This is a genomic window from Litorilituus lipolyticus (genome assembly GCF_006439335.1).
Classification (GTDB): domain Bacteria; phylum Pseudomonadota; class Gammaproteobacteria; order Enterobacterales; family Alteromonadaceae; genus Colwellia; species Colwellia lipolytica.
This window is the reverse complement of sequence record NZ_SAWY01000038.1, coordinates 65,452-80,622: the sequence shown is the minus strand read 5'-3', so window position 1 is coordinate 80,622 and position 15,171 is coordinate 65,452. Positions and strand designations below refer to the sequence as shown.

The following is a 15,171-nucleotide window of genomic DNA, read 5'->3' as shown; positions in this document are numbered from 1 at the left end:
CCTAATTAACCTTATATATAACAATATTGTCACTTAACTAAGACATTTCAATAATAGCTATTTAAAGCAGGTCATTTAGATGAAGCAAACGGTCAAAAAAAAGTGGGTAGAGCGAAGAAAAACCGTTGATGGCTGGTATTATACTAAAAACACATTAGCAGTAGTCAGTTGGTTAATTTTTCTCTTTGCACTTGTTATGTCATATTATGCAGCACCAGAAACTAATTATGGTGTGGTTCGCTATTATGATCTTGAAATTAGACAGTTTTGGTTAACACCTTTAACAGGTTATTTGTATATTTTGTTATGGCTTAGTGCGCTGGGTAGTTATTTGTCTATGATTATAGGAAAATATCGAAGTAGGCGAAAAGTCGATAACGCCGAGTATAATTTGGTTTTTCTCTTAAGCGTAAATTTAATTTGGTTAATGTATTTGCTTTATCAAATACATTTAGTGCAATAACCTCAATTGGTGTTATAGAAACTAGCGATTAAGTTTATTGCATAATAAGCCTTACAGCATTAAACCATCATTTACGCTTTATCAAAACACTCATCTTCATTTAATACCGTAGCAATCGCATTTACTAGAGTATTAATTTCTTCAGCTGTAATTATCAGTGGTGGAATGATATAGACTAGCTTACCAAAGGGTCTAATCCATACACCAAGCTCAACAAAGCGTTTTTGGATGTTTGCGACATTGACGTTCTCATGACACTCAACGGCACCAATAGTGCCAAGCACTCTGGTCGCTTTGACACGTTTATGCTTGTTTAAAGGTAGTAACGTTGCTATTAAGTGTTGTTCAATTGAATCCACTTGTTTTTGCCACTGATTTTCGATTAACAGATCAATACTGGCAATAGCGACGCTACAGGCAAGTGGATTGGCCATAAAGGTTGGTCCATGCATGAAGCATCCTGCTTCTCCTTGGCTAATAGTATTGGCGATATGCTCTGAGCAGAGTGTCGCAGCTAAGGTAATGTATCCACCAGTTAAGGTTTTACCTAAACACATAATATCTGGTGAAATATTTGCCCATTCGCAAGCGAATAGCCTTCCGGTTCTACCAAAGCCAGTAGCAATTTCATCAGCTATAAGTAAAACCTTAAACTGTGAACATAATTCACGACATTTTTTTAAATAATTTGGATGATAAAACCGCATTCCCCCAGTACCCTGTACGATAGGCTCGATAATAAAAGCGGCTAATTCGTGGTGGTGCTTCTGAAAAAGAGCGGTTAATTCAGCGGTGTCACTTTCATCCCATTCCTCATTAAAAGCAATACTTGGCTCAGGAGCAAATATATTCTTAAATAATACTTTGTCGAATATTTGATGCATTCCTGTGGCTGGATCACAGACAGACATCGCAGCAAAGGTATCGCCATGGTAGCCTTTACGTACGGTAAGTAATTTAGTTTTTGTTAACGTTATTTTAGCCTGATCACTTTGTGCATGTTGATATTGCAGTGCCATTTTAATGGCTACTTCAACAGCAACTGAGCCACTATCAGACAAAAACACTTTATCTAAATGAGCTGGTGTTAATTGTATTAACTTTTCACACAAAGTAATCGCTGGTTCATGTGTTAAACCACCAAACATTACATGAGACACTTTCGCTGCTTGTTCAGTTAAAGCGTTATTTAAAACAGGGTGGTTATAACCGTGAAGTACTGACCACCATGATGACATGCCATCGATTAATGATTCACCAGTGGCTAAGTTTATATTTACCCCTTGAGCATCTTTTACTAGGTATGAAGGAAGTGGATTCGACATCGAAGTATAGGGGTGCCAAATACTTTCTTTATCAAAATTTAGTAACGTTTCTATGTTTTCTGTCTGTTTATTGTTCATTTGTTAACTAATGTAAGCTTTTATCGTTGACAACATTCTTGTGCTGGCTAGACTACCCGTTAAGTTAACACTATGCAATTGAGTAATTATGTCACAAGCTGTTTTATCATCGGGTCAAGAGTCTAATGTTCGTCATAACTGGAATGTTAAAGAAGTAGAGGCGTTATTTGCTCTACCTTTTAATGACCTAATGTTTCAAGCCCAAACGGTTCATCGCCAAAACTTTAATGCTAACGAAGTGCAGGTTAGTACGTTATTATCAATAAAAACAGGTGCTTGCCCTGAAGATTGTAAATATTGTTCTCAAAGTGCCCGTAATAAAACTGATCTAGAAAAAGAACGGTTGTTAGCTACTGAAAAAGTATTAGAGGCTGCCAAAAAAGCAAAAGAAATGGGCTCTACGCGCTTTTGTATGGGCGCTGCATGGCGAAATCCAAAAGAACGTGACATGCCTTATGTATTAAACATGGTAAAAGGCGTAAAAGAGTTAGGTATGGAAACTTGTATGACACTAGGTATGTTATCAAAAGATCAAGCAGATCAATTACAAGATGCTGGTTTAGATTATTACAACCATAACCTAGATACTTCTCCTGAACATTATAACCAAATTATAACGACTAGAACCTATCAAGATCGATTAGATACCCTTGATAATGTGCGCTCTGCGGGTATGAAAGTCTGTAGTGGTGGTATCGTTGGTCTTGGTGAACAAGCAATCGATAGAGCATCACTACTTGTACAGTTAGCAAATTTAACGCCTCAACCTGAAAGTGTACCAATTAATATGCTAGTAAAAGTTGAAGGCACCCCACTTAGTGATGTTGATGATTTGGAAAGTTTTGATTTTATTCGCTGTATCGCTGTAGCGAGAATTATGATGCCAAAAAGCCACGTTAGGTTATCAGCAGGTCGGTCATCAATGAATGAGCAAATGCAATCCCTATGTTTCTTGGCTGGTGCAAACTCTATTTTTTATGGTTGCAAGTTACTGACGACGGAGAATCCTGAAACAGATCAAGATATTGCACTGTTTGAAAAATTAGGAATAAATACCGAAACTATTGATGATGATAGCAAAGACGTTGAATTAAAGATTAAAACAGCGGTTATTGATAATCAGCATAGTGATTTGTTCCATAACGCAGCGCAATAATATCTGATATGGCTTTTACTTTTATAAGTGAACAGTTATCACAACAGAAGAAACAGGCTCGTTATCGCCAACGAGTATGTACAAATAACAGTCGTGATAACCTTAATCACATTATTATTGAAGATAAAAGCTATATAAATTTTTCATCTAATGATTACTTAGGGCTCAATAACCACCCTTTGATAAATAGTGCCATGCAAGAAGGCGTTGATCGTTTTGGTTTGTGTGCAAGCGCTTCTAGTTTAGTCACCGGATATCAATATGCTCATCAATCACTTGAAGAAACTATTTGTCAGTGGCTAAATAAGCCCAGTTGCTTGCTTTTTTCTAGTGGCTTTTCAGCAAACTTAGCGCTGTTTCATGCGCTAGGCTCAACTCAAGCTAAATCGTCAAACAAAGCGGCATTCTTTCTTGATAAGTTAAGTCACGCTTCTATGATTGATGGCGCCTATCAAAGCCAAGGAGTTATAAAACGCTTTGCGCATAATGATATGACACAATTAGCTCGCTTTTTAGCGCAAGTGCCAGAAGATACCAATAAGTTAATAGCATCTGAAGGTGTCTTTAGTATGGATGGTGATAAAGCAGATATAAATAAGTTAAAAAAATTAGCAGAGAGTTATGATTCTTGGCTATATTTAGATGATGCTCACAGTATCGGTGTAATAGGTGATAAAGGTCAGGGTAGTAATTTCGTCACCAATATTGACATATCTATGGCCACTTTTGGTAAGGCGCTAGCAACCAGCGGTGCATTTATTGCTTGTGAGCAGGAGTTAAAAGATTATCTAACTAATTTTTCTCGGCACTATATATATTCTACGGCGATATCTCCAGCGATTGCTTGGGCGACTAAAAAGAGTATTGAACTCACTCAAAGTGAGCAGTGGCGACGTGATAAAATTGTAGAACTAAGTGAATTGTTCCTTTCGAAACTTGATCAACACATTAATGTTTTACCATCAGACTCTTCAATTCATGCCATTATTATTGGTGATGAACAAAAGGCCCTTGATGTGAGTAAAACTTTAAAGGAGCAAGGACTATGGGTTACTGCTATTAGACCACCAACCGTGGCCAATGGCACATCAAGGTTACGCGTTACCATTTGCGCAAACCATAGTCATAATGATATCAATAAGTTAGCAAGCACATTAAATAAGGCGTTAAATTACTAATGCAAAAAGAAGAAATTTGGCAAACAAGAGAAAATATCGCTAAAACTTTTGGTTTAGCAAGTCAATCATACGATGTCTCTGCTAGATTACAGCGATTTTCTGGTAAACATTTAATGCCATGGTTACCAAAAAAGTCAGATCTTACCGTGTTAGATTTAGGTTCCGGTACTGGTTTTTTTACTGATTTATTAGCGAGCAATTATCAGCAAGTTATTGGCTTAGATATATCAACCAATATGTTACGTTTTGCAAAATCTAAACGAAATGAAAATATATTATGGATAGAAGCTGATGCGCACAAAATTCCTTTGGCTGATGAAAGTGTAGACTTAATTTACTCAAACTTAGTAATTCAATGGTTTGATCCGTTAAACGTGGCTATTAATGAAATTTTAAGGGTGTTAAAGCCCGGTGGTTTGATAATTTTTACTACCTTAATTGATGGTACTTTACATGAGTTAAAATCTTCATGGAAACAAGTTGATAATGATCAACATGTTATTGATTTCAAAACTGTCGATGAAATGAATGCTTTATTCAACACTGGGCAATCTAAACTACTCGAACAAAAGTGCCAGGATATTATATTGGAATATCAAAATGTTATTCACTTAGCCAGAGAATTAAAAGGCTTGGGAGCAAATCATTTACCAAATAAAAAGAATCGTGGTTTATCAGGTAAAGATAAATGGTTCAAAATGACAGAGTTTTATCAAGACTTTTTAGAGCCAAGTGGTATTTACCCTGCGACTTATCGTTTATTTTCTGGCTTAGTGGTTAAATTAAATAATTAGTATGAAAAAACTATTTGTCACTGCAACAGATACAGACGCAGGTAAAACCTTTGTATCGTGTGCAATTATTGAATCTTTAAAACAACAAAGCAAACAAATTGCTGTTTTTAAACCGATTTCAGCAGGTTGTGATTTTGTCGATGGTATCTTGGTAAATGAAGATGCCAAACTTTTGCATGAGCATGCCAATTGCCAACAAAGTATTAACGAGATCAATCCCATTGCTTTTAAGCAGCCAATAGCCCCACATATTGCAGCACAAAGTGAAGGTTGCCAAATAACTTTAGAGAGCATAACTGATCATTTTCAACAAGTTAAGCAAAGGGCTGCTGATTATATATTAGTTGAAGGTGCAGGGGGTTGGCGTTTACCTATAGGATTTAAAAATGGTGATGGTCAATTTCTTTCAGATTTTGTCGCGTCTGAAGCGCTTCCTGTAATTCTCATCGTTAATATGAAGTTAGGTTGTTTAAATCATGCTTTATTAACGCTGCAATCAATAAAGCAATCAGGGACAGACTGTTTAGGTTGGATTTCTAACTGTGCTGTCGATGATACAATGGATAATCTAGAAGAAAATATTGAAGCCCTACAGGCATTACTGCAATTACCTATGATCGCTCACATTCCGTATTTTGATAGTAAGTTATCTTATAAAGAAAAAATTAAACAAGCTTCTGCACTCATTGATACTACAAAGTTCAACACGCTCTAGTTAAAGCGAAATAACTTTATAAAGAAAGTTATTTCGCAGCTTAACATATACACTATTGCTTCACTCTTTTGCTAATTCAGCAATACATGCCGCAGCAATAAAACCCGAACGGGTTTTGTGTTGCTCTGATTTACTGACCCGATCATCTATTTGGCTGATTAAAAGCTCTGGTAAAGTAACATTTATTTTATGACTTTTACCGAGATAGGGCGTTATATCAACATCAACTAAACCCCAAACACTGTCTATTAACCTTTGTTCAGCATTAGCAAGATGCTTATTTTGCTCCCGCCATAATGAACGTTGCTTTTCGATACTGCTAGCACTAGGCACTTTTTCACCATATTCAGCCAATATACTTAGGTGACTTTTAATCATCTCGATACTAGCAGTAAACCCTTGATCTATCCCGTTAACTTTACTTTGGCAGCCAGGTAAATCAGGCACACTCACGTTATAAGTATTGTTGTCAGTACTACTCTCTATTAAGACTGGGTATTTCATTTAGTTTTCAACTCATCATGACTCTAACAACCCCATACTACTGTTTTTTTATAACCCCGACAACCCCGCCCGGATCCAACATTAACAACCCCAATAACTCTTAAGTAAACAAACATGATAACCCTGACAACTCCTCGCTGGCTAAAGCGAGTGTTCACTTTCATGATGAGCCTCTGTTTGATTATTTGAAATGTATTTTTATAAAACACTTAATAAAGAGTTATTAGATGAGTGGTTACAGTAATTGGGTTTTTGATAATTAAATAAAGCATTATTGTTTTTTAAACCTTGTAACAAGTAAAAGTGACAAAGTTTTGCAAATAATTAAAACGGCGAGTAAATTGTTGTTTAAGCAATTATCATGGAGTACATAAATTTGTTAAAAAAACTATTAGCCAGTGTTGGTATCGGAAAAGCAACTGTTGATACTTTGTTATTAACAGATGAATTAATTGCAGGTCAAACGTTTGATATTGAAGTTATTATCAAGGGTGGAGATGTTTCTCAGCACTTAAATGGCATTGAATTAGCGATAATGGCACAAGCAAAGGCTGAAAGTGAAGTAGGCGATGAAGAAGTTACTTATAACAAAAATGTTGTTTTACAGCATTGGTTGCAAGAACTTAATGTGGAGGTTCAACCACAAGAAACGATAACACGTCATTTTTCTCTTGATCTACATAGTGAAGTGCCGGCATCAAGTTTTCATGGACAACAAATTGCTAAAGTTTGGTTGCAAACAGGCTTAGACATTAAAAATGGTATTGATGGCTCAGATAATGATCCGTTAACTATTCATCCTTCACCGACTCAACTTGCCGTGCTTGAAGTGATTGAACAAAGTGGTTATTCATTGTTTAAAATTGATCTCGAAGTCGGTGGCGTTCGAGGTGAGAATTTTTCTTCGCATTTACCTTGTTACCAAGAGTATGAATTTAAACAACAATCACGTTCATTATTTGGAGCTAAAGAAATTGAAGTAACTTTTGTCGATAATGGCCATGAAACCGGTGTGCTTATCGAAATTGATCGTCTATTTTTAGGTGATGGTTATCGTAGTATCTCAATACCTAATCATTGTAGCTCAATAGAGCAGGTACGGCCGTATATAGAAAAAATCCTTTAATTCTTATGCCTCATCCTTCCTTTTCATCTAATGGATTCTTGTTGATTAAAGATTTTTTTAATCAACAAGAGATATCTAATTTAACTCACATAGTTAATACATTTCATCGTGGATGGAAAGATAATAATGAAGAGTTTTATCAAACTAAAGCGATTAACTCTTCTGGGCTTACTGAGGGTAAATACATCAATAGCATGCAAAGGTTAGCACTATTCAAATTTTTAGCGACTAATAAGTTAGTTGATATGGTACATAGAATACTTGGTGAGCCAGCAGCTTTTATGAATACTCAATTATTTTTTGATCCGGTAACAATTGAGCAAAAGAATTATTGGCATAGAGATTTTCAATATCACTTATCAGAGCAAGAGCAGAAAATTGCATTATCAGGCAGTGAAGTCGTTCATTTTAGAATTCCTTTAGTGGATGAGCCTGGTATTGAGTTAATTTCAGGTAGCCATAAGCGCTGGGACTCTAATACTGAGTTAGCTGTACGAACGTCTCGTAATGGGCATCTTCCTCATAATGATTTAGCCAACTCTAGTGTAATTAAGCTAAATGCAGGAGATTTACTCATCTTCTCAGCCAAAATGATTCACCGAGGTTTATATGGTAATGATCGTTTAGCCTTTGATGCAATTTTTTTTGAAAGCAATCCTGCTTTGGCAAAACCAATATCGAATATTTATTTACCTAATAAACTCGATTTACAGCAGCTAGAAAATCCAACAATATTTAAAGAAACCATTAGGTTGAAACTTTAACAGTGTACATTATCTTGTGGTCTGATCACTTATCCGATATGGTATTTTAATCTTTTAGTTAATTATAATTATATTTTAATGAATCAAGATTCTTTATTTATCCCGTCTGGACACCATCAACTTCATCTAAGACATATTTATAAACACAAGGGCGGAGTGCCTGTATTAATGCTTCACGGCTCCATTGAGAACGGGAAAATTTTTTATACTGAAAAGGGTAAGGGACTTGGTTGTTATTTAGCTGAACAAGGTTTTGATGTTTATATTGCTGATTTTCGGGGAAAAGGAAAGAGTTTACCGCCAATTCATGAAGACACTAATCATGGGCAATATGAAATGATCACGGAAGATGTCCCTGAGTTACTTAATTATGTAAACAATATAACCCAACAAAAAGTACATATTATCTGCCACTCTTGGGGTGGTGTGGTATTAACTAGTTCACTTATTCGATACCCTAATCTCGTTGATTTAGTTGCCAGTAAGCTGTGTTTTGGTACTAAGCGAAGTATACGTATACGATCATTTGAAAAATTAATAAAATTGGATTTATTATGGAATAAGTTCCTACCTCATTTGGCTCGAAAAACAGGGTTTATTGATGCGGAAAAACTTAAGTTTGGAGCCGACAGTGAAACACTATCTTTTTTACAACAGTCTTCTCAATGGATAAATAAAGGTGAATGGCATGATCCTATTGATAAATATGATTACAGCGGTCAAGTTAGCCAAGTGAATTGGCCTGCAACATGGCATATTACCGGCATTAAAGATAGTTTGTTAGGAAATGCACGAGATGTTCGTGGTTTTATTGATGAATATAATAAAGACTCAAAATTTAATTTGTTAGCAAAGAAAAATGGTAACAAGTTAGATTATGATCACATTAATATTTTAACTCACCCAGAAGCGATTAATGATCACTTTCCTGATATAGTAAACTGGCTTAATCAACACACTTAAAAAGATTTATTGTTATGAAAAAACTATCAACAGTGTTATTTGCCTCTGCATTTTTATTTGGTTGTTCCGATAATGCAGGGAAAGTCAGTTTAGGTTTATTTACCACTAAAGATGTCGTTATTAAGGCTATGCTCGATCCGAAAATTTCTGGGGTAACTTGTCATGTTAGTTATGTCGAAGCTAATCTAGATTTATCAGATCCATCAGATATGAGTATTGCTTGTCGACAAACAGGACCTATAACTGAGCAACAAGTGAAGGATATTAATTTATCTAAAAATGGAGAAGTTGTCTTTAAAGAGTCTTTAAGTATATTGTTCAAAAGTTTAAAGGTACGTCGAATTTACGATGCTAAGCAGAAAACCATAATGTATCTATCGTATTCAACTAAAGAAACCTCAGGTAGTCATCATCATTCTCTTTCAACTGTTCCCTTGTTTGATACCCAAGCGTGGCAATGGGCTTTAGCGCAAAATACAGGAGAGTAACCATGCTTGGTCAATTATTTAAAAAAACTCCTGTTGTTGATGAAGGCACTCGAACTTGGATTTACGATAGTTTCTTATGGTGTTTAGAAAATTTTGATGCTGATTACTTAATCAAAGAGAGTAAAGCAATTTTACCCAGTAATGAGTATTACCCCGGTAAATGTTCAAGTGGCCAAGAAATGGCCCATACTATTTTTACCAATACCTTAAATTATGCGGGTATGTCTAACTGGCCTATAGAGCTCGTTGATATCAGTAATCATCATGTAGAACCTATGCCTCAATTATCTTTATCGTACCCGTTAAGAGGTAAGAAGAGTCAAGTTCATTATTTAGCACCCATTTATTCTATAAAAATTCCATACCAAGTAGATCAAATACGTCAACCTCAAGATTTTATTGCATATATTGTTCAGCACCTCGCAGGTATAATGCTTGCCCAACTTAATATCACTGTACCTGGTGGTAAAGAGTTACAACCACAAGCAGTCGATCTGATCGCTTGCTTTATGGGCTTCGGTGTAATATTTGCTAATACTGCTTACCAATTTAAAGGCGGTTGTGGTTCATGTAATATTAGGGCATTGAATAGGCAAAGTGCTTTACCGGAAGTCGAAACCGTTTATGCATTAGCATTATTTTGTGTCAGTAAAGGTATTAATCCAACAAGTATTAAACCTCATATGAAATCCCATTTATTTAAAACGCTGATCAGAGCGTACAAAGAAATAAATCAACATTTGAAGGATTCAAATAAAAACGAATATAAATCTCTACAAATAATCAATGAAACAACTAAATCAGCAATAACAGTTTAATTAGCAGCACTGAAAAGGAAGTCACGATGTACAAAAGTCTACTTTTATTTTTTACTTTAGCATTATCAATAAAAGTTGAAGCCAACAACTATCAAGATTGCGGCATTTCAAAAAAAGCACAGCAACTAGCAAAGTTGATCATTAATGATGATGAGCAACTTAGGCCTAGTATTCGTTGTAATAAATTATTGTCTGAAATAGCCTTAGTTAAAGCAAAAAAGATGCTTGAATTTGGTTTAGTCACTCATAACTTAGATGGAAGTCCAAATGCTTTATTAAGAGAACATAACTATAAATTACCAGATTATTATGGGACAGATTTTAACAGCAATCAGGTAGAGGCCGTTGCGGGAGGTTATTCTTCAGCAGAAGAAGTTTGGAGCTCATTCAAAGATTCAGAGGCTCATAGAGTTCATTTACTCGGTGAACACAAATTTTATGCTGAACAAGATGAGCTAGGTGTAGCATTAATTGAAGAGTGGAGTTCACCTCATGTTGAATATTGGGTTGTATATCTAACCAAGGGCTACGCAAAAAACCAAGTATATCGCAATGATCAAAGTGAAATCCCCAATAAAGCAAATTTTATCTTACAAAAAAACAATTCGATAAATTCAGTTGAACAATAAACGGATGTCTAAAAATAGAAAGGAAAGCTTATGAAAAAAATATTAGTGACATTGAGCATATTATCACTTTACGGATGCTCTACGTTATCTGTCGATACTAATTTAGGAAGGCATGTTGATCGTGCTATTAGAGCTAGTGTTGTAGAAGAATTCAGCCATAGTGAAATATTTAGCATGAATGCAAGAGCACTAGGGCCTGTTGAAACAGACTATTGTCAGCTAAACATTAGTGAACCAATGCCTTCAAAAAAATCGTTACATAAAACACTTAAAGCAGAAACACAATTTTTAGGTGGTAATGCCATCGTATATGATGAATGCAAAACCAGTACGGGCTACTTTGATTGTAAAAAATATGTTCGGTGTCGTGCTATAGCATACTTGGTTTCATATCCTTAATAAATAGAACGGGATAGTACCTTTACTATTATGGCAAAACCCAATAAGAAAGGCCCTACAAAAACCGTTGATATCTTTTGTAAGCAATGTAATCAAGTGCTTTATAAATATAGAAAAGGTGGCAAGGGGACTTTAGTAAAATGCTTTATCGAGCGAATATCAAAAGACTATACAAAAACGCCATGTATCTGTCCTAGTTGCGAAATTCAATTTGCCCGCAAAACCTTGATACGAGGTACTGCGGCTTATAAATTTATTGGTGGTAAAGTGTGGTTTAAATAATTTTACCGATAGAAATTATAAACTGAATTATTCTAACGAAAAAAGCGCCATAGAGGCGCTTTTTTACTAAATATGGTCGGAGTAGCAAGATTCGAACTTGCGACCTCACGTCCCCCAGACGCACGCGCTACCAAGCTGCGCTATACCCCGAAACATTTTCTTTATGACGAACTAGCAAACAAAAGGGAGGGATTTGCTAAGTGCCAGTATAATAATCGAAAAATATTCGAATGCAATGCTATTTATCAATTGTTAAGAAAAATAGCATGCAATTGCTGATAAATTAATCATTGTTCAGTATTAATTTACTGTTTACCCGATGTATCACTAAATTGTTTAATGTAATGAACACCATCAATCATAAGTGGAAAATCTGCATTTACAGTAATAGGGGCTTCTAGTTGTCTTGAATAGCTTTGGAAGTTACCGTTTTGGTCAATAAAAACCGACTTATCTTTATTAAAAACCATCATACCTTTTGCCGTGGTATTGGCAATAACTCTATCTTTTGTCAATGTCAGTAGATCATCGCCAGCAGCATAGTCTTGAACGGGTGTAAAACAATTTAGCCAATTTTTCATTAATGTTGGCTGTAGATCCATATGACTGGTTAAATATGTGATCTCATCAGCTTTAGTAGGCTGACTTGTTGGGTAAGCAAATAAAGCTGGTTTGGTTGATAAGCGTGTATCTTCATTAAGGTTACTCATTGAGCTAACCCAAATATAATCTTTCTGTTTTTTCTGCTTTTGTGCAAGCAGTAATGCGTCAACAAATAGCTCAAAGTGATATTGGCTTTCTTCTGATTGTGCATCGTTGCTAGAAAAATAAAATACATGCAATCCTGGCGACATCGCATTTAAATTATTAGCAAATAATATAGTTGAGATGTTTTCTAAGTCATTATGTTGCTCAAAAAGAGCATGATACCAAGGTTGTTCTTGGTCAACCATTTCAGAATTTAGTTTGGTTGATGAAGATACCGTGGTGAAAGATGTCGCTAAATTTAGTTGCTTTACTGCTTGAAACAAAACAGGAGAGGGCTTTTGTGACAAGATCTCCTCTTGATAAATACTTGGAAGTGAGTAGAAAAAATTAAACCAAGAGTCAGAATTTAAACCTGTATCAATATGTTGCTCTAATAGCATGCTAGCAGTACTTGAACGTTGCTGAAATTGCTTTAGCTGCTCAACACCTAATTGTTTGTCTGTTAATACTAAAAATGTTGAAACTTGCTCAACATCATTTGTAGAAATCATACCTTTACATTCTTTAGGTGCAATCACAGGGTAGTCAGGAATTGTCGAAGTAAAAGCTAAAGGACTGGTTTTTCTTTCTAAGTAATCTGTTAAATTGAATAAACCGTATTTTGTCAGTAATGTTTTAGCTGTTGCAGGGTAAGATAATGGCAGCATGGTATCTTGCTGTAAAATATCATAATCTAAATTAGCATCAGCCCAGATATGGCTTAGATGACTAAAGAAAAATGAAACCACTAGAAATAATACAACAACTCTTGCAAACACAGTTTTTTGTAATTGCATTAAATGCTTCCATGCAAAATTACTGATAACTAACTGAAAAGCCAGTATTACCACAGCTAAAATCGCACTAACCAAATAAAAGGTCGTCGCGTTTTCATTAATTTGCTCTGTAATTAAATCAATAATCTGACTACTTGATGAAGCGTTAAGGTGATAGCCTAATCTATTATAAATGAAAGCATCCAACACTAAGAGCAATAGACCCACAGTAAATATAATTGAGCCTGAGGTTCTAATAAATTTTGTGTGGGGAAATACTAACGTAAGTGGAAATAGTAATAATACAAAGCTGATAAAAGTTAGAAACGCAATATGACTTATCCATGTAGTAAACAAATAAGCTTGACCAAAGAGTGTCTCAGGCATTGACTCATTAAATAAGTAAAAAGATGAAAAACCTATTGCGGCAAGAATATTGAAAAAAGTGAACCAATGGCCCCAACTTATAAGGTGTAATAACTTTTTGCTGTAACTTTTATTATCAAACGAAACCATTGATATTTTTTCTTCTATGATTAATGTGAATTAATTACGTGATTTTTAGATTGATTGTTTCAATGCTCGGGTAAAATTGTCTACAATAGCAGAACGTTGATCTTCTGGAACCTGAGAAACTACGTTTGTTACCGCATTACCTAAACACATTAATGCTAAATCAGGCGTTGCTGATTCATTGACAAGCACGTCCATTAATTCTTGGATGATTTTTTCTATACGTTCATTGGAATATTTCGATACAATTGGCATGAGTTGATTTACGCGTAAATTAATAATTTTCGTAGTTTATCAAATGCCTGCACAATATACTATATAAGACAAAGACTGACTTTTATCTATGAGTTTAATAATTTCAAATATCGCGCTACATTTTCTATCAAAAATAGAAGAAACAGGAGAAGTTCAATTAAGGTTAGGGCCTGAAGAAATTGAACAAAGCCAGAAAATTACTAATTTCGTTGATGGCTTGCATGGTATATACAATGCTAAAGGCAGCAAAGCCTATGGTAGTTTTAACTCAACGACTGCTGAAGGTGATTCAGCTCGATTTGTTGATTTAATGGAAAGTTATTTAAATGAGCAACAAAGCTTTTATCAATTTAGTTGTCAGGCAGGTAATGTCTTAAAGAACGAAATTGAAAAATATGATTTAGCTGAAACTGGTTATTTAATTATTTGCCATTATGAATTTATGGGTGGCAGGTACCTATTGGCTGCTATTATTCCTATCACTGAACATTATAGTGTTGATGGTGAATTAAATATTTCTGCTGATCAACACCTTGATACCAGTAAACTTCAACTCGCTGCGAGAATTGATTTATTTGATTATCAACAAAATGCACAGGGTAATCGCTATATCTCTTTTATCAAGGGACGAGCAGGTCGTAAAGTCTCAGACTTCTTCCTTGACTTTTTAGGCTGTGAAGAAGGGTTAAACGCAAAAGAGCAAACTCAAACCCTTGTTCAAGCTGTAGAAGATTATGTTGCCGTAAATCAACTTGATGCCACAGAAAAACAAAAAACACGTAAAGACTTGCTAAATTACTGTAAAGATCAAAAAGCAAGCTCACAAGATGTATCTATTCAAGAGTTAGGTAAAGTGATTGAACCTGCAGGAGCGGAAACTGACTTTTATCAATTCTGCCAAGAGCAATCTTATCCCATTGAAGAATCTTTTCCCCATGAGCAAGCTGTTGTTAATAAAATTACTAAATACTCCGGGTATGGTAACGGTATTAGTCTAAGTTTTGAACGTAGTCATTTTGGTGAAGATGTTGTTTATAATCCGCATAATGACTCAATAACTATATTCAAAGTACCACCAAATTTAAAAGAGCAGTTATTGTCACTTTTAGCTAATCAAGATAGTGAAAGTAACGAATAAATAACATCGTTATGCGCTTACAGAACAGATAATCAGTAACGCGTAACCAGTATATCCCCA

General features: G+C 35.2%; 18 protein-coding genes and 1 tRNA gene. 14 read left to right on the top strand and 5 right to left on the bottom strand.

The window, feature by feature from the left end:
• Positions 1 to 79: 79 nt before the first annotated feature.
• On the top strand, positions 80 to 463 hold the full coding sequence (locus EPA86_RS15395) for a hypothetical protein (protein ID WP_140605187.1): 384 nt from the start codon (positions 80 to 82) through the stop codon (positions 461 to 463).
• A 71-nt stretch (positions 464 to 534) separates the two neighbouring features.
• On the opposite strand, the gene bioA is transcribed toward EPA86_RS15395, so the two are convergent.
• Entirely contained in the window at positions 535 to 1,866 is a 1,332-nt protein-coding gene (gene bioA / locus EPA86_RS15390; RefSeq protein ID WP_140605185.1) for an adenosylmethionine--8-amino-7-oxononanoate transaminase, read from the bottom strand.
• A gap of 88 nt (positions 1,867 to 1,954) precedes the next feature.
• Between bioA and bioB the strand changes: the two genes are divergently transcribed.
• The 4 genes from bioB to bioD are packed head-to-tail and all read left to right on the top strand — an operon-like array spanning position 1,955 to position 5,709.
• Positions 1,955 to 3,022 (top strand): biotin synthase BioB, encoded by a 1,068-nt coding sequence (gene bioB / locus EPA86_RS15385; RefSeq protein WP_140605183.1) that lies wholly within the window; start codon positions 1,955 to 1,957, stop codon positions 3,020 to 3,022.
• 8 nt (positions 3,023 to 3,030) lie between these two features.
• Complete coding sequence (locus EPA86_RS15380) at positions 3,031 to 4,200, top strand: aminotransferase class I/II-fold pyridoxal phosphate-dependent enzyme (protein WP_140605181.1); 1,170 nt, start codon at positions 3,031 to 3,033, stop codon at positions 4,198 to 4,200.
• The gene (gene bioC / locus EPA86_RS15375; RefSeq protein ID WP_140605179.1) at positions 4,200 to 4,994 is read left to right on the top strand and encodes a malonyl-ACP O-methyltransferase BioC; all 795 of its coding nucleotides are present in this window, start codon (positions 4,200 to 4,202) and stop codon (positions 4,992 to 4,994) included. The genes EPA86_RS15380 and bioC overlap by 1 nt, the downstream gene beginning before the upstream one ends.
• A 1-nt stretch (position 4,995) precedes the next feature.
• On the top strand, positions 4,996 to 5,709 hold the full coding sequence (gene bioD, locus EPA86_RS15370) for a dethiobiotin synthase (RefSeq protein ID WP_140605177.1): 714 nt from the start codon (positions 4,996 to 4,998) through the stop codon (positions 5,707 to 5,709).
• A gap of 60 nt (positions 5,710 to 5,769) precedes the next feature.
• On the opposite strand, the gene EPA86_RS15365 is transcribed toward bioD, so the two are convergent.
• Positions 5,770 to 6,213, bottom strand: a complete 444-nt coding sequence (locus tag EPA86_RS15365) for a type II toxin-antitoxin system HicB family antitoxin (RefSeq protein ID WP_140605175.1) — start codon at positions 6,211 to 6,213, stop codon at positions 5,770 to 5,772.
• Positions 6,214 to 6,574: 361 nt separating this feature from the next.
• On the opposite strand from EPA86_RS15365, the gene EPA86_RS15360 reads away from it, so the two are divergent.
• The 8 genes from EPA86_RS15360 to EPA86_RS15325 all read left to right on the top strand — a co-directional run bounded on the left by EPA86_RS15360 (position 6,575) and on the right by EPA86_RS15325 (position 11,682).
• Positions 6,575 to 7,339: a sporulation protein gene (locus EPA86_RS15360; RefSeq protein WP_246058425.1), complete on the top strand. Its 765-nt coding sequence runs from the start codon at positions 6,575 to 6,577 to the stop codon at positions 7,337 to 7,339.
• 5 nt (positions 7,340 to 7,344) lie between these two features.
• The gene (locus EPA86_RS15355) at positions 7,345 to 8,103 is read left to right on the top strand and encodes a phytanoyl-CoA dioxygenase family protein (RefSeq protein WP_140605173.1); all 759 of its coding nucleotides are present in this window, start codon (positions 7,345 to 7,347) and stop codon (positions 8,101 to 8,103) included.
• Positions 8,104 to 8,181: 78 nt separating this feature from the next.
• On the top strand, positions 8,182 to 9,066 hold the full coding sequence (locus EPA86_RS15350; RefSeq protein WP_140605171.1) for an alpha/beta fold hydrolase: 885 nt from the start codon (positions 8,182 to 8,184) through the stop codon (positions 9,064 to 9,066).
• Between the two features lie 14 nt (positions 9,067 to 9,080).
• The gene (locus tag EPA86_RS15345) at positions 9,081 to 9,554 is read left to right on the top strand and encodes a CreA family protein (RefSeq protein WP_140605169.1); all 474 of its coding nucleotides are present in this window, start codon (positions 9,081 to 9,083) and stop codon (positions 9,552 to 9,554) included.
• Positions 9,555 to 9,556: 2 nt separating this feature from the next.
• On the top strand, positions 9,557 to 10,372 hold the full coding sequence (locus EPA86_RS15340; RefSeq protein WP_211664950.1) for a hypothetical protein: 816 nt from the start codon (positions 9,557 to 9,559) through the stop codon (positions 10,370 to 10,372).
• A 26-nt stretch (positions 10,373 to 10,398) separates the two neighbouring features.
• On the top strand, positions 10,399 to 11,001 hold the full coding sequence (locus tag EPA86_RS15335) for a CAP domain-containing protein (RefSeq protein WP_140605167.1): 603 nt from the start codon (positions 10,399 to 10,401) through the stop codon (positions 10,999 to 11,001).
• Between the two features lie 30 nt (positions 11,002 to 11,031).
• Positions 11,032 to 11,400: a hypothetical protein gene (locus EPA86_RS15330; RefSeq protein ID WP_140605165.1), complete on the top strand. Its 369-nt coding sequence runs from the start codon at positions 11,032 to 11,034 to the stop codon at positions 11,398 to 11,400.
• 30 nt (positions 11,401 to 11,430) lie between these two features.
• Positions 11,431 to 11,682, top strand: coding sequence for a hypothetical protein (locus EPA86_RS15325; RefSeq protein WP_140605163.1), 252 nt, complete (start codon positions 11,431 to 11,433; stop codon positions 11,680 to 11,682).
• Between the two features lie 73 nt (positions 11,683 to 11,755).
• Here the strand turns inward: EPA86_RS15325 and EPA86_RS15320 are convergent.
• The 3 genes from EPA86_RS15320 to EPA86_RS15310 form a co-directional block, all read right to left on the bottom strand.
• A tRNA-Pro gene (locus EPA86_RS15320) sits at positions 11,756 to 11,832 on the bottom strand.
• Positions 11,833 to 11,987: 155 nt separating this feature from the next.
• Positions 11,988 to 13,721: a DUF3413 domain-containing protein gene (locus tag EPA86_RS15315; protein ID WP_140605161.1), complete on the bottom strand. Its 1,734-nt coding sequence runs from the start codon at positions 13,719 to 13,721 to the stop codon at positions 11,988 to 11,990.
• Between the two features lie 45 nt (positions 13,722 to 13,766).
• A complete protein-coding gene (locus EPA86_RS15310; protein ID WP_140605159.1) occupies positions 13,767 to 13,973 on the bottom strand; it encodes a YejL family protein in 207 nt (68 codons plus the stop codon).
• Between the two features lie 88 nt (positions 13,974 to 14,061).
• Here EPA86_RS15310 and yejK point away from each other — a divergent pair, with 88 nt between their 5' ends.
• Positions 14,062 to 15,111: a nucleoid-associated protein YejK gene (gene yejK, locus EPA86_RS15305; RefSeq protein ID WP_140605157.1), complete on the top strand. Its 1,050-nt coding sequence runs from the start codon at positions 14,062 to 14,064 to the stop codon at positions 15,109 to 15,111.
• Positions 15,112 to 15,171: the final 60 nt, after the last annotated feature.